This window comes from Rhodococcus sp. MEB041, from assembly GCF_030208955.1.
Taxonomy (GTDB): Bacteria; Actinomycetota; Actinomycetes; order Mycobacteriales; family Mycobacteriaceae; genus Rhodococcoides.
Window position 1 is genome coordinate 361,527 of sequence record NZ_JARVSZ010000005.1, and the last position, 17,487, is coordinate 379,013.

Annotated in this window: 16 protein-coding genes and 1 tRNA gene; 9 read left to right on the plus strand and 8 right to left on the minus strand. The window is 68.5% G+C overall.

Going from position 1 to position 17,487, the window contains the following annotated elements; all coding sequences use genetic code 11:
* The first annotated feature begins 5 nt into the window (after window positions 1–5).
* Together QRN16_RS15835 and QRN16_RS15840 are read left to right on the plus strand one after the other, a co-directional pair.
* Window positions 6–680: a DUF4166 domain-containing protein gene (locus QRN16_RS15835; RefSeq protein ID WP_027504082.1), complete on the plus strand. Its 675-nt coding sequence runs from the start codon at window positions 6–8 to the stop codon at window positions 678–680.
* Window positions 681–843: 163 nt separating this feature from the next.
* Window positions 844–1,524: a fasciclin domain-containing protein gene (locus tag QRN16_RS15840; RefSeq protein WP_027504081.1), complete on the plus strand. Its 681-nt coding sequence runs from the start codon at window positions 844–846 to the stop codon at window positions 1,522–1,524.
* 194 nt (window positions 1,525–1,718) lie between these two features.
* Here the strand turns inward: QRN16_RS15840 and QRN16_RS15845 are convergent, their stop codons facing one another.
* Window positions 1,719–2,063 carry a hypothetical protein gene (locus tag QRN16_RS15845; protein WP_231476131.1) on the minus strand — a complete coding sequence of 115 codons (345 nt, stop codon included), beginning with the start codon at window positions 2,061–2,063 and terminating at the stop codon, window positions 1,719–1,721.
* Window positions 2,064–2,353: 290 nt separating this feature from the next.
* Complete coding sequence (locus QRN16_RS15850) at window positions 2,354–3,994, minus strand: peptide chain release factor 3 (protein WP_056447083.1); 1,641 nt, start codon at window positions 3,992–3,994, stop codon at window positions 2,354–2,356.
* A gap of 164 nt (window positions 3,995–4,158) precedes the next feature.
* Here QRN16_RS15850 and QRN16_RS15855 point away from each other — a divergent pair, with 164 nt between their 5' ends.
* Entirely contained in the window at window positions 4,159–5,793 is a 1,635-nt protein-coding gene (locus QRN16_RS15855) for a fatty acyl-AMP ligase (RefSeq protein WP_222627617.1), read from the plus strand.
* Between the two features lie 10 nt (window positions 5,794–5,803).
* On the opposite strand, the gene pth is transcribed toward QRN16_RS15855, so the two are convergent.
* From pth to QRN16_RS15870, 3 genes are all read right to left on the minus strand, one after another.
* Window positions 5,804–6,382 (minus strand): aminoacyl-tRNA hydrolase, encoded by a 579-nt coding sequence (gene pth / locus QRN16_RS15860; protein WP_285188140.1) that lies wholly within the window; start codon window positions 6,380–6,382, stop codon window positions 5,804–5,806.
* A gap of 107 nt (window positions 6,383–6,489) precedes the next feature.
* A complete protein-coding gene (locus tag QRN16_RS15865; RefSeq protein WP_056447089.1) occupies window positions 6,490–7,149 on the minus strand; it encodes a 50S ribosomal protein L25/general stress protein Ctc in 660 nt (219 codons plus the stop codon).
* 246 nt (window positions 7,150–7,395) lie between these two features.
* The gene (locus QRN16_RS15870) at window positions 7,396–8,601 is read right to left on the minus strand and encodes an aminotransferase class V-fold PLP-dependent enzyme (RefSeq protein WP_222638291.1); all 1,206 of its coding nucleotides are present in this window, start codon (window positions 8,599–8,601) and stop codon (window positions 7,396–7,398) included.
* A 152-nt stretch (window positions 8,602–8,753) separates the two neighbouring features.
* Between QRN16_RS15870 and egtA the strand changes: the two genes are divergently transcribed.
* From egtA to egtD, 4 genes are read left to right on the plus strand one after another with little or no spacing between them, the layout of a single operon-like run.
* Window positions 8,754–10,007, plus strand: coding sequence for an ergothioneine biosynthesis glutamate--cysteine ligase EgtA (gene egtA / locus QRN16_RS15875; RefSeq protein WP_285188146.1), 1,254 nt, complete (start codon window positions 8,754–8,756; stop codon window positions 10,005–10,007).
* Window positions 10,004–11,332, plus strand: a complete 1,329-nt coding sequence (gene egtB / locus QRN16_RS15880) for an ergothioneine biosynthesis protein EgtB (RefSeq protein WP_222627609.1) — start codon at window positions 10,004–10,006, stop codon at window positions 11,330–11,332. The genes egtA and egtB overlap by 4 nt, the downstream gene beginning before the upstream one ends.
* Window positions 11,333–11,335: 3 nt before the next feature.
* Entirely contained in the window at window positions 11,336–12,067 is a 732-nt protein-coding gene (egtC, locus tag QRN16_RS15885; protein ID WP_285188149.1) for an ergothioneine biosynthesis protein EgtC, read from the plus strand.
* 49 nt (window positions 12,068–12,116) lie between these two features.
* Window positions 12,117–13,103 (plus strand): L-histidine N(alpha)-methyltransferase, encoded by a 987-nt coding sequence (gene egtD, locus QRN16_RS15890; RefSeq protein ID WP_285188151.1) that lies wholly within the window; start codon window positions 12,117–12,119, stop codon window positions 13,101–13,103.
* Window positions 13,104–13,169: 66 nt separating this feature from the next.
* Here egtD and QRN16_RS15895 read toward each other — a convergent pair whose 3' ends face one another.
* The 3 genes from QRN16_RS15895 to QRN16_RS15905 all read right to left on the minus strand — a co-directional run bounded on the left by QRN16_RS15895 (window position 13,170) and on the right by QRN16_RS15905 (window position 15,814).
* Window positions 13,170–14,153 carry a ribose-phosphate diphosphokinase gene (locus tag QRN16_RS15895; protein WP_027504070.1) on the minus strand — a complete coding sequence of 328 codons (984 nt, stop codon included), beginning with the start codon at window positions 14,151–14,153 and terminating at the stop codon, window positions 13,170–13,172.
* Between the two features lie 4 nt (window positions 14,154–14,157).
* Entirely contained in the window at window positions 14,158–15,636 is a 1,479-nt protein-coding gene (gene glmU / locus QRN16_RS15900) for a bifunctional UDP-N-acetylglucosamine diphosphorylase/glucosamine-1-phosphate N-acetyltransferase GlmU (RefSeq protein ID WP_027504069.1), read from the minus strand.
* A gap of 107 nt (window positions 15,637–15,743) precedes the next feature.
* Window positions 15,744–15,814: transfer RNA gene (locus tag QRN16_RS15905), tRNA-Gln, on the minus strand.
* A 206-nt stretch (window positions 15,815–16,020) separates the two neighbouring features.
* Here QRN16_RS15905 and QRN16_RS15910 point away from each other — a divergent pair.
* Both QRN16_RS15910 and QRN16_RS15915 read left to right on the plus strand, forming a co-directional pair.
* Entirely contained in the window at window positions 16,021–16,611 is a 591-nt protein-coding gene (locus tag QRN16_RS15910; protein WP_027504068.1) for a TetR/AcrR family transcriptional regulator, read from the plus strand.
* Window positions 16,612–16,773: 162 nt separating this feature from the next.
* Complete coding sequence (locus tag QRN16_RS15915; RefSeq protein WP_027504067.1) at window positions 16,774–17,418, plus strand: ScbR family autoregulator-binding transcription factor; 645 nt, start codon at window positions 16,774–16,776, stop codon at window positions 17,416–17,418.
* Window positions 17,419–17,487: the final 69 nt, after the last annotated feature.

The following is a 17,487-nucleotide window of genomic DNA, read 5'->3' on the forward strand; positions in this document are numbered from 1 at the left end:
TGACGATGACATCCGTCGTGTCCGAGGTCATGGGCTCGGAGTTCGAGAAGCTTCACCCGAAGGTGCAGTGGCGCTTCGGTTTCGGTGCGGACGATCATGTGGCGCAGTTCGGCACCGGTGTCATGGAGACCATCACGCACTCTCCGCTGCTGCCGCCGCCGGCCCTGTGGCTCGGTGGCAAGCGGCGGATGGTCCCCTCCGACTCGGGCGAGAACATCCCCTTCACCATCGCCAACTACGCGTACACGGACGAGCTGGGCAGGCCCACGCTGGCGTTCGTCCGTCGTTTCCAGTTCCCCGGCCACGAGGTGGCACTCGACTCGGTGATGGTCGTGGGATCGCGCGGCGCACTCGACTACATCGGTGCCGGCCCCGACATGGTGGTGCACACCCAGTGCTCCGCGGACGCCGACGGTGGTCTGCGGCTCGACAGCGGTCTGCCCCGGTTCCTCGCTCCGCGTGGGTCGATCAAGCCGCCGGGTCTTCTGTCGGCGGAGACCATCGGCCGCGAGTGGTGGGACGAGGAGCAGCAGCGCCACCGCATCGACATCGAGGTGCGTGGCCGCACGCTCGGGCGGTTGTTCCGCTACACCGGATGGTTTACGGCCACACAGGAAACCTGCCTTCCGACCGATCTACCCGCCGAATTGGGGCCGGGGCGTACCGATCCCAGGGAGTGATCCCTGGTCGGACCCCGAAGTGACTGGTGGGGAATTTTTCTCACAACCGTCACCAATCCCCCATGGGACCCGGATCCGAATGGTGGATGACACAACCGACAGCGGCCGGTGATCATCACCGGCGGTGAGCGGCTATCAGATCCGTACAAGAAGGGTTCTCGCCATGAGCGTCACCAAGAGCAAGAGTGCAGTAGCAGTCGGCTTCGCAGCAGTTGCACTCCTCGGACTGTCCGCATGTTCGTCCGACGACAGCAGCAGCACCACCGAGACCACCGCGAGCAGCAGCATGGAGTCGATGACCTCTTCGGCCATGTCCTCCTCCACCGCGATGAACTCGAGTGCCGATCCGGCCTCCAACCTCGTCGGCTCGGGCTGCGCCGCCTACGCCGAGCAGGTCCCGGACGGTGCGGGCTCCGTGAGCGGAATGGCTGCCGATCCGGTCGCCGTCGCCGCCTCCAACAACCCGATCCTCACCACCCTGACCGCAGCGGTCTCCGGTGGCCTGAACCCGGGCGTCAACCTGGTCGACACGCTGAACGGCTCCGAGTTCACCGTCATCGCCCCGACCGACGACGCGTTCGCGAAGATCGACCCGGCCACCATCGAGACGCTGAAGACCGATTCCGCGCTGCTCACCAAGATCCTCACGTACCACGTGATCCCCGGCCAGATCGCTCCCGACGCCATCGCCGGCGAGCAGACCTCGGTCGAGGGCCAGGCAGTCAACGTCACCGGTGAGGGCGACACGCTGAAGTTCAACGACTCGAACCTGGTCTGCGGTGGCGTCAAGACCGCCAACGCGACCGTCTACCTGGTCGACTCGGTCATGATGCCCCCCGCCTGATCCTTTTCCACAGGGATCATGAGGACGAACACTCTCTTCGCGGCGGTCGTCCCCCGACTGTGTCCGTCGTGAAGTAGTACGAGGCGACCCGAGATTCTTCTCGGGTCGCCTTCGTGCGTCACGGGGACGGATGACGACAGCACGAGAATGGCCCCCGGCGATGCCGGGGGCCATTCTCGTGTGTCAGGGGAGGATCAGCGGAAGCCCTTGGCGGGGTTCTGCAGATCGAGCACCACCGTCGTGCCGTTGGAACGCACGTGCAGCTCGGGGCTCGCGAGCCCACCGGAGGTGAGGTACTCACCGAGGAGCTGCAGCAGCTCGTCGGGTCCGGTGGAGGAATCCATCGGGCGCGTGTCGCGACTGGTGATCTCGTTCTGGGTCAGCCGTCCCGCGATGCGGATGGACGCGATGCCCATGGCCGTGCGGCGATCGGGGCTCGGGTGACGACCCGAGGCGAAGCTGCTGCCGTTCGACGATCCGTTGGTGGACGTGCTGCCGCCAGGCAACGCGTGTTCGGAAATCTGATCACTGGTTGTCATGTCGACCTCACTTTTGCTCGGAGTGACGCTCGAAGGTGTCCCGTTGGATCGGTGGGCTGGTGCCTTGCCGATCTTGATCCCCGTGAGGGGCCCACTTGATCCATCGCTCATTACTCGGACTGCTCCTCGATCGTCTCGGTACGTGACTCGAGTACTTCCGAAGAACAAACCAGAAGTACGTTCGAACAGAGAAAAAGTACCACGGGAAGGAAACAGCGAACAGTTTTGACCCTATGGATTGGAGATGACACCAATCTTGGGGTGAGGTGGTGTGGAGATGTCCCAGAGGATCAGTCGGCTGCGGCGACCAGCGGCTCGAGCAGCAGGTCCGGCAGCTCCTTCTGGATGTACTGCAGCCGCCACTTGTCACTGACCAGCGCCAACATCACGCCGTCCGTGCGGGTGAACACCTCGACGCCGCGCTGGCGACCGAGCTCCCCGGCGGACGCCGCGTCGGTGCGTCGAGCGATCGAGTAGCCCAGGGGCTCCATGCGCGCCTCGACGCCGAACTCGGACTTCATGCGCGCGGACACCACCTCGAACTGCATCGGCCCCACGGCGGCGAGGACGGGTGACGCGTCTCCGCGGATGTCGTTGCGCAGGATCTGGACGACACCCTCCTGATCCATCTGGTCCACGGCGCGACGGAACTGCTTGTACTTGCTCGCGCTCTCCGCGCGGAGGACGGCGAAGTGCTCGGGAGCGAAGGACGGGATCGGCGGGAACTCGACCTTGCGATCCGCGTACAACGTGTGGCCGGGAGCGAGCGCGGTGGCGTTGACCAGCCCGACGACGTCGCCGGGGTAGGCGTTCTCCACCGTGGTGCGCTCGCGGCCGAACACCGTCAGCGCGTACTTCGTCGTGAACGGTTTGCCCGTCTGGGCATGGGTGACCACCATGCCGCGCTCGAAGACTCCGGAGACCACGCGCATGAAGGCGAGGCGGTCGCGGTGTGCGGTGTCCATGCCGGCCTGCACCTTGAACACGACCGCGCTGAAGGGGTCGGTGACCTCGCGCTCACCACCGGCCACGTCGGGACGGGGGCCCGGGGCCGGAGCGAACGAGACGAGGGTGTCGAGGATCTGGTGCACGCCGAAGTTCAGCATCGCCGACGCGAAGATCACCGGAGACGTCCGGCCCGCGAGGAACTCGTCCTCGTCGTGGCGCTGCCCGCTCTCGACGAGCAACTCGCTCTCCTCGACGGCGGTGGTCCAGTCGTCGCCCTCACGGGACTGCGCCGCCTCGGAGTCCATGAACTCCTCGGGTGCGATGGTCGCGCCACCGGCCGTGCGGGTGAAGTGGATGTACTGGTGCTCCGACACGTCGAGCAGTCCGCGGAAGTCACCCGCGATACCGACGGGCCAGTACAGCGGGGTCGGCGTCAGACCGATGCGCTCCTCGATCTCGTCGAGAAGCTCGAGGGGGGAGCGGCCCGGCCGGTCCCACTTGTTGACGACGGTGATGACCGGGATGCCGCGGTGTCGACACACCTGGAACAGCTTCAGCGTCTGCGGTTCCAGACCCTTCGCCGCGTCGATCAGCATCACGGCGGCGTCCACCGCGGTCAGCACGCGGTAGGTGTCCTCGGAGAAGTCGGCGTGACCGGGGGTGTCCACCAGGTTGATGGTGTGATCGGCGTAGTCGAACTGCAGCGCCGTCGAGCTCACGGAGATACCGCGCGCCTTCTCCATCTCCATCCAGTCGGAGACGGTGGAGCGGCGACCCGACTTCCCGTGGATCGCACCGGCCTCGGAGATCTTCCGCGCGTGCAGAGCCAGGGCCTCGGTGAGCGTCGACTTGCCCGCGTCGGGGTGCGAGATCACCGCGAAGGTGCGACGACGCTCCACCTCGCGCCGGAGGTTCTTCGGCGGGGTGGTGCCGGCGGCGGTGACCGCGGTGGTGGTGTCGGTGTCGACGGACGGGGTGCTCACGAAGGCCTTTCTTCGGTGACCGCAGCTGTGCGGATCACTGGTCGGAACATACCCAGGGTACTCGGCCGACACGCCGAGCCCGTCCGTCCGTAACAGCGGTCACCGTCGTCCGGATGTAACAGTGGTGCGCGCACCCGGCACGCACCACCGACGAGGGAGTGACGTTGAGCAGGTTCACCGAGGAGATGTACGCGACCGCGGCCACGACCGAGCGGGGTCTCGTCACCGGTGAGCCCGACGCACCGTTGCGGCAGACGTGGGGCGACATCCATGCGGTCGCGCGCCGGATGGCCGGCGGGCTCGCCGCGGCAGGGGTCTCCCGCGGGGACGCGATCGGCATCCTGGCCGGTCAGCCGGTGGACATCGCGCCGTCGTGCCAGGCGGCGTGGATGCGCGGCGCGTCCGTGACCATGCTGCATCAGCCGACGCCGCGCACCGATCTCGCCGTGTGGGGTGCCGACACCGAGACCGTCATCCGGATGATCGACGCCGCCGCGGTGGTGCTCGGTGCACCGTTCGACGCCGCGGCGCCCATCCTGGAGGAACGCGGGATCACCGTGCTGACGATCGACGACCTGCGCGGCGGTGAGGACACCGATCCCGTGCCCACCGACGAATCCGACATCGCGCTGCAGCAGCTCACGTCCGGGTCCACCGGATCTCCCAAGGCCGTGCGCATCACCCACGAGAACTTCTACGTCAACGCCTACGCGATGATCGATCGGATCGAGTACTCGCTCGAGGACGACGTGATGGTCAGCTGGCTCCCGCTGTTCCACGACATGGGGATGGTCGGGTTCCTGTCGGTGCCGATGCAGGTCGGTGCCGAGGTCGTCAGCATCACGCCGATCGACTTCCTGCGCTCTCCGCTGCTGTGGGCCCAGCTGATCGACAAGTACCGCGGCACCGTCACCGCCGCTCCCAATTTCGCGTACTCGTTGCTCGCGCGCAGGCTGAAGCAGGCGTCCGCCGACACGGCCCTCGATCTGTCGTCGTTGCGCTACGCGTGGAACGGTGCCGAGCCGGTGGATCCCGACACGATGCTCGCTCTCGCGGAGGCGGGCGCCCGGTTCGGGCTCGCCCCGACCGCTCTCGCACCCGTCTACGGGATGGCGGAGACCACGCTCGCGGTGTCGATCCCGGTACGCGATCAGGGCCAGGTGCTCGACGTGGTCGACGCGGACCTGCTCGAGGTGATGGGCCGCGCCGTTCCGTCGACCAAGGGCAACGTCCGTCGTCTCGCGACGCTCGGGCGGATGGTGCCGAATCTCGAGGGGCGCGTCGTCGACGCCGAGGGCCAGGTGCTCCCGAGCCGCGGTGTCGGTGTCATCCACGTGCGGGGGCCGGCGGTGACGCCGGGGTACATCACGGTGGAGGGCTCGGTGTCCGCGCAGGACGACGACGGGTGGCTCGACACCGGCGACATCGGGTACTTCACGGAGGAAGGCCTGGTCGTCGTCTGCGGGCGCATCAAGGACGTCATCATCATGGGTGGCCGCAACATCTATCCGACCGACATCGAACGTGCCGTGGGCACCGTCGCGGGCGTCCGGCCGGGCAATGCCGTCGCGATCCGTCTCGACGCGGGGCAGAAGCGGGAGAGCTTCGCGGTCGCGGCGGAGACCAACGAGATCGCCGACCCGGATGCGGTCAAGCGCATCGAGCACGACATCGTGCACGCGGTGTTCTCGGAAGTGGGGGTTCGTCCTCGCACGGTCGCGGTGCTCGGTCCCGGCACCATTCCGAAGACGTCCTCGGGCAAGCTCCGCCGCGCGAACTCGGCGTCGCTCCTCGGCTGAGCTCAGCGCATCAGGGTCGGTGGATGCGGTTCTGCGCGTCCTCGAGGCTGCCCTTCAGGAGCAGCTCCACTGCGTCCGCGGCCTCCTCCAGCACGACCGCCACCTCGTCGCGCTCGGACGCGGCGAACGGCTTGAGCACGTACGACGCCGGATCCATCCGGCCGGGCGGGCGCCCCACCCCGACCCGGACACGGAGGTAGTCCTTGGTGGACAACGACTTCGAGATCGAGCGCAGCCCGTTGTGCCCGCCCTCGCCGCCGCCGATCTTGAGCCGCACCCGACCCAGATCGACGTCGAGTTCGTCGTGCACGACGATGATGTCCGCCGGCGCCACGGAGAAGAACCGGGCCAGGTTGGCGACCGGGCCGCCGGACTCGTTCATGTACGACCGCGGCTTCCCCAGCACGACCGGGCGAGTCCCGAGCCGTGCCTGGAGCACGTCGGAGTTGCTGCGCTTGTGCGACGAGAACGACCCTCGCATCCGCTCCGCCAGGGTGTCGACGACGACGGCGCCGACGTTGTGTCGGGTGCGCTCGTACTGCGGCCCGGGATTGCCCAGGCCGATGACGAGAGCAGGGCGATCGGTCATGTGCGGCAGTCGCTTTCAGCTCGTGGCGTGCGGGGTCGTGCGGAGTGGGGGAACGAGAAACGGCGCGCCTCCGGTGAGGGAGGCGCGCCGCGGTGGTGCTCGGTGGATCAGTTCTCGTCTGCTGCTGCGGCCTCGTCGGCGGCGGAGCTGTCCTCGACAGCCTCCTCTTCCTCGGCGGCGACGTTGCTGGCGAGATCGCCCGCGCCCTCGGCCTCGAGTGCAGCCTCGCTGGGCGCCTCGACGACGTTGACGAGGAGGAGCTCGGGATCGGAGATCAGCGTCGCGCCGGACGGCAGCTCGATCGACGAGGCGAGGATCTGGGTGCCGATCTCGGCGTCCTCGACGGAGACCTCGAACTGCTCGGGGATCTGGGTCGCGTCGACCTCGATCTCGATGACGTTGGCATCGGTGGTGACGAGGGCGCCGGGCGCCGCGTCGCCGGTGACGACGACGTTGATCTCGACGGTGACCTTCTCGCCGCGACGGATGACGAGGAGGTCGGCGTGCTCGATGTAGTTACGGATCGGGTGGACCACGACCGACTTGGTGAGGGCGAGGTGCTTCTCGCCATCGACCTGGAGCTCGATGACGGCGTTGGTGCCGTCGGCGCGGAGCACGGCGGCGAACTCGCGGGACGGGAGCGAGAGGTGCTTGGGCTCGGTGGCGTGTCCGTACAGGACGGCGGGGACGAGACCGTCGCGGCGGGTGCGGCGGGCTGCGCCCTTGCCGAACTCGGTGCGGACGGTGGCGTTGAGAACGTTGGCCATGGGACGGGGCTCCTCGGAAGATCTGGTGTGACTGCGGTCTGAAACGGCTGCGGTCCGGTGTGACTGCTGCGGGTACTACTCGCTCGGCGTGGACACGAACGAGGACGGCTGCGAGACCGCGCCTGCGTCGATCACGGTGACGTACGCACTGCGCACTCGTCACCCTCGCCGAGACAACGGCGTGAACACTACCCGAACGCGCCGATCGGCCGCGAATCGCCCCTGCTCGTCACCGTTGGCGGCGGGTCACCGCTCCGACGTCAGAGCCCGGCACTCGTCCACGGCGTGATCGATCTGATCAAGGGTCAGGAAGTAGTGGGGAGATGCCCGGACGACGGAGTCCAGTCCGCGGGCCGTCATGTCGAGCAGAGTCGACGACGCCGGGCTGACGGAGACGGTGATGTCGCGCTCCGCCAGTGCGTCCTTCACCGCGGCGGGCGCGACGCCCTCGACGGTGAAGGTCACGATGCCGGTGTGGTGGTCGCCCAGGTCGTGCACCGCGATGCCGTGCACCTCGGCGAGGGCGTTCCGCAGCCGCTCGGCCCGCACACGCACCGCGGCCTCCACCGCGCTCGGCCCGAGTTCGAGCAGGAGATCGACGGCGGCGCCGAGACCGAGCCGGGCCGCGACGTCGTGTTCCCACGTCTCGAACCGGCGCGCGTCGTCGGCGACGGTGTAGGAGTCGGGGCCGGTCCAGGACGCACTGTGCAGATCCAGGGATCGCGGCTCCAGGGTGTCGAGCACCGACGGGGCGACGTGAAGGAAACCGGTGCCGCGCGGTCCTCGCAGCCACTTGCGTCCCGTCGCGGAGAGAGCGTCCACACCGAGCTCCACCACGTCGAGGGCGATCTGGCCCACCGACTGACAGGCGTCCAGCAGCACGAGGGCCCCGTGACGGTGGGCCAGGTCGACGATCTCCCGGACCGGGTTCAGCAGGCCGCCGTTGGTCGGCGCGTGCACGAGCGAGACCAGCGCGACGCGGTCGTCCATCATCCGCTCGAGAGCCTCGAGATCGATGCGTCCGGACGGGTCCACGGGAATGGTGTCGACCACCGCGCCGGTAGCCCGCGCCCGCTGCAGTGCGGCGATCGCGTTGGTGGCGTACTCGACGGTGGAGACCAGGATGCGGTCACCGGGGGAGAGCGGTACCGCGTAGAAGAAGTCGCACCAGGCCCGCGTGGCGCTGTCGGACAGTGCCACGGTGCCGGTCGGGGCTCCGATCAGCATCTCCACGGACGTGCGCACCGCGGCGAGATCCTCCGAGCGTTCACGCGCTGCGCGGTATCCGCCCACCTCGGCCTCACGGCGCAGGTGCTCGACGACCGTCTCGACGACGCGCTGTGGCGGCAGCGACGAGCCGGCGCTGTCGAGGAACACCCCGTGCTCGGCGGCAGGGGTGTCGGCGCGGGCGGCGAGCACGTCGACGGTGTCCGTCTCGGGGGTGGCGTTCACAGTGACGCCGACACTACCGGCGACCGCGCGCGGGAGCGATTAGTCTGTGAAGGGCGGGGGTAGACGTCATCCGGACACGCAGTGTCCGTTCCTCTTCCCGTACGCAGTGCCCGTTCCGCTTCACGCTCCACCGTCACCCCGCGGAGGCATCCATGACGGCCGTTTCCGGCACTCTCAGTTCGCGGCCCGCCGCCGAGGCATACCTCGCCCGGGTCTGTTTCAAGGTGGGGCCGCCGACTCTGATCGGCGCAGAACTCGAATGGTTCACCCGGACCCCGTCCGGTGCACGTCCCACTCTCGACTCGCTCGCCGAGGCACTGGGTGCCCACACCCCGCAGTCTCTTCGGTCCGAGTCCCCCGCACTCGCCCTCCGCTCCGGAAGTGTCGTCTCCGTCGAGCCCGGTGGTCAGATCGAATTGTCGTCCTCGCCCGCCACGTCCCTCGCCTCCGTCGTCGAGGCGTTGCGCGACGACGAGCAGACGTTGACCCGCCTGCTCGACTCGCACGGGATCTCCCTCGCCGGAGGCGGCGCGGACACGCTGCGACCTCCCGACCGCCTGCTCACGCTGCCGCGCTACTGCGCGATGGAGCAGCGCTTCGAGCAGTACGGCCCGTACGGCAAGCTCATGATGTGCAACACGGCCGCGGTCCAGGTCAGTGTGGACGCCGGCGGCGACGACGAGCAGATCCGACGGCGCTGGGCCACAGTGCATGCCGTGGGTCCGGCGTTACTGGCGGCGTTCGCCACCACGCCCGCTCTGTACGGCGTTCCGGACGGCCGTTGGGCCTCGCAGCGCATGCGCACCTGGTTCGAACTGGACCGCACCCGCACGCGAGTTCCGCTCGGGGTCGATCCCGTCCGCGACTACGCACGCTGGGTGATGGACGTCCCGCTCCTGTGTGTGCGACGCGACGGGCGCCTCGCCGCGCCGCCGCGCGAGGCCACGTTCGCCCAGTGGCTCGAGGGTGACCTGGACGACGACATGGGTCGGCGCCCCACGACGGCCGACCTGGACTACCACCTGACGACGGTGTTTCCCCTCGTTCGTGCGAGCGGCCACCTCGAGATCCGGTACCTCGACGGCCAACCCGACGGGACGTGGGAGGTGCCGATGTACGCGGTGGACGCCCTGCTGTCCTCCGACTCGGTGGCCGATCAGGCGCTGGACCTGGCTGAACCCACCCTGAACAGGTGGGAGGACGCGGCGCGGGACGGACTCGCCGACCAGGCGCTGCGGCGAGCTGCGGTGGAGCTGCTGACACTCGCGGCCGACTCCAGCCACGGCGAGGCGCGTGAAGCCCTGGGCCGCGCGGCGACGCGCTGCTCCGCCGCCCGGCCGCCGACGGCACCAGGGACAGCGGCGACACCACCACGAGGCGATGCTCGGAAGGAGTTCTCACGATGACGGCGAACACGACGGTCGACGCGGTGGCGCTGCGCGGCCGGCTCGAATCGATGCTGGTGCGTAGCCGCGCCCGGACCCTGGCGCTCACCCGGTGCCTCGACGAGGACGGGCTGCGCGAGCAGGTGTCGCCGTTGATGAGCCCACTGGTCTGGGATCTCGCCCACATCGGCAACCAGGAAGAGCTGTGGCTGGTCCGCGACGTGGGCGGCCGCGACGCGGTGCACCCGGAGATCGACGACCTCTACGACGCGTTCCGCCACGCACGGTCCGTCCGGCCGGGGCTGGATCTGCTGTCGCCCGACGAGGCGCGTGCCTACGTCGACACCGTGCGCGCCCTGTCACTGGATGCGTTGCAGCGCTGCACCTTCGACGAGAGTCGGCTGGTGGAGAACGGCTTCGTCTTCGCGATGGTCGCGCAGCATGAACAGCAGCACGACGAGACGATGCTGGCGACACATCAGCTGCGCACCGGCGACGCCGTGCTGGACGCACCCGACGCTCCCCGCGCCCAGCTGCCGCCCGCCCACGACGTCGAGGTCATCGTCCCCGGTGGCGCGTTCGAGATGGGAACCGGCGACGATCCGTGGGCCCTCGACAACGAGCGGCCCGCGCACACTGTCGAGGTGCCCACCTTCGCGATCGACGCGGCTCCGGTGACCAACGGCGAGTACCTCCAGTTCATCGCCGACGGTGGCTACGACCGCGAGGAGCTGTGGACCGAACGCGGCTGGGCACACCGCACCGAGGCCGGTCTCACCGCGCCGCAGTTCTGGTCGCAGGACGACGACGGTGTGTGGTGGCGTCGAGTCTTCGGACGTGCGAAGCAGATTCGAGCAGCGCAGCCCGTGGTTCACGTCAGCTGGTTCGAAGCCGACGCCTACGCCCGCTGGGCCGGCAAGCGCCTGCCGACCGAGGCGGAATGGGAGAAGGCGGCACGCTTCGACCCCGCGTCGGGGCTCTCCCGGCGCAACCCCTGGGGCGACGACGACGCCGACGACCGGCACGCGAATCTCGGTCAACGCCACCTCGAACCCGCCGACGTCGGCGCGTATCCCGAGGGAGCCTCGCCGCTCGGCGTCGAACAGCTGATGGGCGACGTCTGGGAGTGGACGTCGTCCGACTTCGAGCCGTACCCCGGGTTCGAGATGTTCCCCTACCCGGAGTACTCCGAGGTGTTCTTCGGTGGCGACTACAAGGTGTTGCGCGGCGGCTCGTTCGGCACCGACCAGACCGCGGTCCGCGCGACGTTCCGCAACTGGGACCACCCGATCCGGCGCCAGATCTTCGCCGGCTTCCGGTGCGCCCGCGACGTGGGACACCGGTAGCGGATGTGCCGACACGTCGGCTATCTCGGACCCGCACGCACCGTCGGAGACGTGCTCACCGCGGGCCCGACATCGCTGCTCACCCAGTCGTACGCACCCCGCGAGATGCGCGGCGGCGGCACGATCAACGCGGACGGCTTCGGTGCGGCCTGGTGGTCGAACGGCACCGCGTCGTCGTATCGGAGCGCGATGCCGATGTGGGGTGACCCGGCCGTCACCGACACGCTCACCCACATCCGCTCGGTGGCGGTGATGGGGGCCGTGCGGTCAGCCACCGTCGGCATGCCCGTCGAGCGGTCGGCGTGCGCGCCCTTCGTCGAGGGTCGATGGGCGTTCAGCCACAACGGTGTCGTGCGCGGATGGCCGCAGTCGGTCTCCGCGCTCGCCGAGAAGGTGCCCGTCGAGTCGCTGCTGCGGTTGGCGGCACCCACGGATTCCGCTGTGCTGTGGGCGATTCTGCAGCAGCGGCTACTGGACCGCGATCCGGCGGACGCACTCGCCGGTCTGCTGGCGGACGTCGACGCCGCCGCTCCGGACTCGCGCGTCAACCTGCTGCTCGGCGATGGCGAGTCGCTCTGGGCGACGACGCTCCACCACTCGCTCTCCGTCCGGTACGACGAGGACAGCGTCGTCCTCGCGTCCGAACCGCTCGACGATCTGCCCGGATGGCAGCAGGTGCCCGATCGGTGCCTCGTCTCCGCCCGACCGGGATCCGTGGACATCACCACCTTCTGACCGCTCCACCCCTGCACCTTCCATGCTCGTCAGCACCGAGGAGTTCGTCATGACAGCGCCGTCACTGGACATCCACATCACCGAGGGTGATCTACAGCAATCGCTGCGGGAAGATGCCCGCCGCGGGCTCACCGCGACGCCGAAATGGTTGCCGCCGAAGTACTTCTACGATGCCGTGGGCAGCGAACTGTTCGAGCGCATCACCGAGTTGGACGAGTACTACCCGACGCGCACCGAGCGCGCCCTGCTGACCGAACGGGCCGCGGAGATCGCTCGCGTGACGGGAGTGGAGGTGCTGGTCGAGTTGGGCTCCGGATCGTCGGACAAGACCCGGGTGCTGCTGTCCGCGGGTCTGGAACACGGCACCCTGCGTCGCTACGTACCGCAGGACGTGTCGCCGTCGGCGTTGACCGGTGCGATGGAGGAGTTGTCGCGCCAGTACCCGGACCTCGAGATCCACGGTGTGGTGAGCGATTTCACGAGCACCGGCGGCCCGGACAGTGGTTTGTTCTGGGTCCCCACCGGCGGGCGCAGGACGTTGGCGTTCCTGGGCGGCACGCTGGGGAACCTCGTGCCGCAGGAGCGCGCCGAGTTCCTCTCCGCCATCTCGAACACCCTCGACACGGGGGAGTTCCTGTTGCTCGGGGTCGGGCTGGTCATCGACCCCGCGGTTCTGGTGCCCGCGTACGACGACGCGCAGGGAGTGACGGCGCAGTTCGACCTGAACGTGCTCTCCGTGTTGAACGGGCAGCTGAACGCCGACTTCGACATGGACGACTTCGAGCACGTCGCCGTGTGGGACGAGCGCAACGAGTGGATCGAGATGCGGCTGCGCGCACGTCGCGACCACACGGTGCGCGTCGCGGACCTCGACCTGAACGTGCAGTTCGCGGCGGGCGAGGAGATGCGGACCGAGATCTCCGCCAAGTTCCGACGCGAGTCGATCACCGGCGAACTGGCCGCGGCGGGGCTGACGGTCGACGAGTTCTGGACCGATTCCGACGAGCGCTTCGCCCTGGTGCTGGCCCGGAAGTAGGGCGCCCGACGACGACACTCCCCGCGGACGAGGTCCGCGGGGAGTGTCGGTCGGTGACGTCGTTTCTCAGGCGTTGCCGTTGAACAGGCTGGTGACGGACCCGTTCTCGAAGACCTCACGGATGGTCTTGCCGAGCAGGGGTGCGATGGAGAGCACAGTCAGCGACGGGAACAGCTTGTCGTCACTGATGGGCAGCGTGTTGGTCACGACGACCTCCTTGGCGCCGCACGACGCGAGGCGCTCGGCGGCCGGGTGGCTCAGCACGCCGTGCGTGGCGGCGATGACGACGTCGCCCGCGCCGGCCTCCTCGAGCACCTTCACCGCGCCGGCGATGGTGCCACCGGTGTCGATCATGTCGTCGATCAGGATGCAGGTGCGTCCCTCGACGTCACCGACGACTCGATTCGACTTGACCTGGTTGGGCACCAACGGATCTCGCGTCTTGTGAATGAACGCCAGCGGCGCCCCGCCGAGCGAGTCGGCCCACTTCTCCGCGACGCGCACGCGGCCGGAGTCGGGGGAGACCACGGTGATGTGCTCGAGGTTGTAGCCCTCACGGATGTGGTCGGCGAGCTGGCTGTGCGCGTGCATGTGGTCGACCGGGCCGTCGAAGAAGCCCTGGATCTGGTCGGTGTGGAGATCGACCGTGATGATGCGGTCGGCACCGGCCGTCTTGAGCAGATCGGCGACCAGGCGCGCGGAGATCGGCTCGCGGCCGCGGTGCTTCTTGTCCTGGCGGGCGTAGGGGTAGAACGGCAGGATCGCGGTGATGCGCTTCGCGGATCCGCGCTTGAGCGCGTCGATCATGATGAGCTGTTCCATGAGCCACGTGTTCAACGGGAACGGGTGGCTCTGGAGCACGAAGGCGTCGGAGCCGCGGACGGACTCCTCGAAGCGGACGAAGATCTCGCCGTTCGCGAAGTCGCGGGCGGTCTGCGGGGTGACCTCGATCCCGAGTTCCTTCGCCACCTGCTCGGCGAGCTCGGGATGAGCGCGACCGGAGAAGAGCATCAAGTTCTTCTGGTTGTCGATCCAGTTGGCTGTGGTCACTGCTCTACTCGCCGTCCTTCGGTTCGTGCACGTGTGATTCCTCGGTCGAACGGGCGCGTTCGGCGGCCTCTGCCGCCGGCGTTCCCGGACGTTTCTTCTGCACCCAGCCCTCGATGATCCGTTGCGGACCACCGGAGACGGCGAGCGCTCCCGCCGGTACATCATGGCGTAGGACGGTTCCGGCGCCCGTGTAGGCCCCGTCGCCCACGCGCACCGGCGCGATGAACATGGTGTCGGAACCGGTGCGCACGTGCGAACCGATTTCGGTCCGGCTCTTGCCGACGCCGTCGTAGTTGACGAAGACGCTGGAGGCACCGATGTTGGAGTGCTCGCCGATGCTGGCGTCGCCGACGTAGGTCAGGTGCGGCACCTTGGAGTGCGCTCCGATGGTCGCGTTCTTGGTCTCCACGAAGGCGCCGAGCTTGCCGTGGTCGCCGAGGTCGCTGTTCGGCCGCAGGTAGGTGAAGGGCCCGACCGTCGCTCCGGCACCGATCACCGAGTCGGATCCGTGCGAGCGGACCACCGTCGCGCCCTCGCCGACCGACACGTCGGTGAGTGTCGTGTCGGGCCCGATGATCGCGTCCTCGCCGATGACGGTGCGTCCGTGCAACTGCGTGCCGGGGTGCAGCACGGCGTCGCGTCCGACGGCGACCTCGATGTCCACCCACGTCGACGACGGGTCGATCACGGTCACGCCGGCGCGCATGTGGCGGGCGAGGATGTGCTCGTTGAGGATGCGGGTGACCTCGGACAGCTGCACTCGGTCGTTCACGCCGCGCACCAGCGACGGGTCGGTGAGCTGGGTGCTGAACACCGGCAGGCCGCGTCGGCGCGAGATCTTCAGGACGTCGGTCAGGTACAGCTCGTGCTGCGCGTTGTCGGTGCCGAGCGAGTCGAGAGCCACCCGCAGCGACTGCGCGTCGAAGGCGTAGACACCCGAGTTCACCTCGGTGATGGTCAGCTGATCGGGAGTCGCGTCGGCGTGCTCGACGATCTCCTGGACCTGGCCGGACCCGTCGCGGACGATGCGGCCGTAGCCGTTCGCGTCGTCGGGGACGAAGGTGAGCACCGACACCGCGACGGGCTCCGCGGAGGAGTGGTGATCGTGCAGCAGTGCCTGCAGAGTGTGGGCGTCGAGCAGTGGCACGTCCCCCGCGGTGACCACCACGGTGCCGTCGAAGTCGGCGGGCAGCGACGCGAGGCCGCACTGCACCGCGTGACCGGTGCCGTGCTGTTCGGCCTGCACCGCGATGTCGATGGTGCGACCCAACGTCTCGGCCAGATCGGCGACGGCGGCCGAGACCTTCTCGCGGTCGTGCCCGACGACGGTGACGAGGTGATCGGGGTCCACTCCGTCGGCCGCGTGCAGAGCGTGCGCGAGCATGGACCGACCGGCCAGTTCGTGCAGAACCTTCGGAGTCTTCGATCGCATTCGGGTTCCCGCCCCCGCGGCGAGCACGACTACAGCGACCTTCGACGTCATGAATCTCCTCGACCGACTTCGGATGTGCCCCGGGCGGGGGACCCGCCACACTCGTCGCCACGGCTCCGCCGCCCTACGACAGCAGCTCCGCCGCTGTGGCGTCACGGCTCCGCCGCCAGGATTCGAACCTGAACTATCTGAACCAAAATCAGAGGTGCTGCCATTACACCACGGCGGATCACAGCCTCGGCTGGCGTGCGCCGAGCGCGTCGATCCTCGCACGAGTGCACCCGCTCCGTAAAACGCTCCGCAGGCCTCACTCGCCGCGCAGTGCTCGCGTGTCACAGTGATTCCATGACCTCGACGCCCGACGCGCCCCGCGAGCCCGATCAGCCGCGTGCACCCGGTGACGCCGCCCTACCGGAACGTGCGCCCCGCGTCCGGATGACGGGGACCGCGCGCCGGGCCCAGTTGATCGAGATCGGCCGCACGCTGTTCGCCGAGCGTGGCTACGAGGCCACGTCCATCGAGGAGATCGCGCAACGCGCGCAGGTGAGCAAGCCGGTCGTGTACGAGCACTTCGGCGGCAAGGAGGGTCTCTACGCCGTGGTGGTGGACCGCGAGATGTCCACGCTGCTGTCCATGATCACGTCGTCGCTGACCGAGAACCGATCCCGGATCCGGGTCGAACGGGTGGCGCTGGCCCTGCTGACGTACGTCGAGGAGCGCAGCGACGGGTTCCGCATCCTCGTGCGCGACTCCCCGGTCGCCGCGGCCGAGGGAACGTACTCGAGCCTGCTGAACGACGCCGTCGGCCAGGTGGGGCACATCCTGGCGGGCGACTTCTCCCGCCGCGACATCGACCCGGCCAATGCCCAGCTGTACGCCCAGGCATTGGTCGGAATGGTGTCGATGACGGCGCAATGGTGGCTGGACGAACGGTCGCCCTCGAAAGAGGTGGTGGCCGCGCACATCGTGAACCTGTGCTGGAACGGGCTCACGAATCTGGAGCCCGATCCCCGGTTGGGGAGCTGAAAGCGCGAGTGTCACCGGAGGTGGTCACGGTGGACCACCTCGTCGGTCGTGACGACACGACGCTCGGACTCCGGGACGAGTGCTCGTGCTGTGTAGTGGTCCAGTGGTACCGTTCTCGCGTTGTTCACGGATTGAATGCCCCAAACTTTCGAGGCGGATCGCATGGTCAGACAGGCACGCGCCGAGATCACCAGAGACACGGTGCTCGCGGGGGCCGCCCATGTCTTTCTACGGCTCGGGTACGCCAATGCCAGCCTCAGCGAGATCATTTCGCAGTCGCAGGTCACCAAGGGAGCTCTCTACTTCCACTTCGGGTCGAAGGAGGAGCTGGCTCGCGCCGTCATCGACGAGGGCGTGCGGCGGCTCACCACGGCGTGCCGCGCCCTGGACGACGGCCGGATCCCCGCTCTCGAGGCCGAGATCGGTGTCTCGTACATCACGGTCGATCTGGCGATCACGGATCCGATGGTCGCCGCGATGTTCCGGCTCAAGCATCAGATCGGCGACTACCGCGGTACCGGTGAGAACGTCATGGAGGGCTGGGCCGAGTACCACACCGGCCTGGCGCGTCGGGCGATCGACGAGGGCGACCTCGAGGCCGACCTCGACCCCGTGACCACCGGAATGCTGTTCCTGGAGGTCATCGTCGGCGCCCACATGGTTGCGGTGGCCACCGACAGCACCAAGGAGTTGTCGGCGCGCATGGAGCGGCTGTGGCACTACCTGCTCCCGTCGCTGGTCCCCGGTCGCAAGCTCGACTACTTCCGTGAGTTCGCCGCCCGCCGGGTCCTGCGCTACGGCGCCTGACGACGAGCGGCCGCGTCGCGGTCGCCTCGGTCGGCCCACGGTCGTTTCTGTCGGCGACTGCTCCTAGAA

What these genes read in the sequence shown, in the direction of transcription:
- QRN16_RS15915 (WP_027504067.1), top strand. Translation starts at nt 16,774, where the DNA reads ATGGTCAGACAGGCACGCGCCGAGATCACCAGAGACACGGTGCTCGCG.
- egtA (WP_285188146.1), top strand. Translation starts at nt 8,754, where the DNA reads ATGACGGCCGTTTCCGGCACTCTCAGTTCGCGGCCCGCCGCCGAGGCA.
- egtC (WP_285188149.1), top strand. Translation starts at nt 11,336, where the DNA reads ATGTGCCGACACGTCGGCTATCTCGGACCCGCACGCACCGTCGGAGAC.
- QRN16_RS15835 (WP_027504082.1), top strand. Translation starts at nt 6, where the DNA reads ATGACATCCGTCGTGTCCGAGGTCATGGGCTCGGAGTTCGAGAAGCTT.
- egtB (WP_222627609.1), top strand. Translation starts at nt 10,004, where the DNA reads ATGACGGCGAACACGACGGTCGACGCGGTGGCGCTGCGCGGCCGGCTC.
- egtD (WP_285188151.1), top strand. Translation starts at nt 12,117, where the DNA reads ATGACAGCGCCGTCACTGGACATCCACATCACCGAGGGTGATCTACAG.
- glmU (WP_027504069.1), bottom strand. Translation starts at nt 15,636, where the DNA reads ATGACGTCGAAGGTCGCTGTAGTCGTGCTCGCCGCGGGGGCGGGAACC.
- QRN16_RS15840 (WP_027504081.1), top strand. Translation starts at nt 844, where the DNA reads ATGAGCGTCACCAAGAGCAAGAGTGCAGTAGCAGTCGGCTTCGCAGCA.
- QRN16_RS15845 (WP_231476131.1), bottom strand. Translation starts at nt 2,063, where the DNA reads ATGACAACCAGTGATCAGATTTCCGAACACGCGTTGCCTGGCGGCAGC.
- QRN16_RS15865 (WP_056447089.1), bottom strand. Translation starts at nt 7,149, where the DNA reads ATGGCCAACGTTCTCAACGCCACCGTCCGCACCGAGTTCGGCAAGGGC.
- QRN16_RS15910 (WP_027504068.1), top strand. Translation starts at nt 16,021, where the DNA reads ATGACGGGGACCGCGCGCCGGGCCCAGTTGATCGAGATCGGCCGCACG.
- pth (WP_285188140.1), bottom strand. Translation starts at nt 6,382, where the DNA reads ATGACCGATCGCCCTGCTCTCGTCATCGGCCTGGGCAATCCCGGGCCG.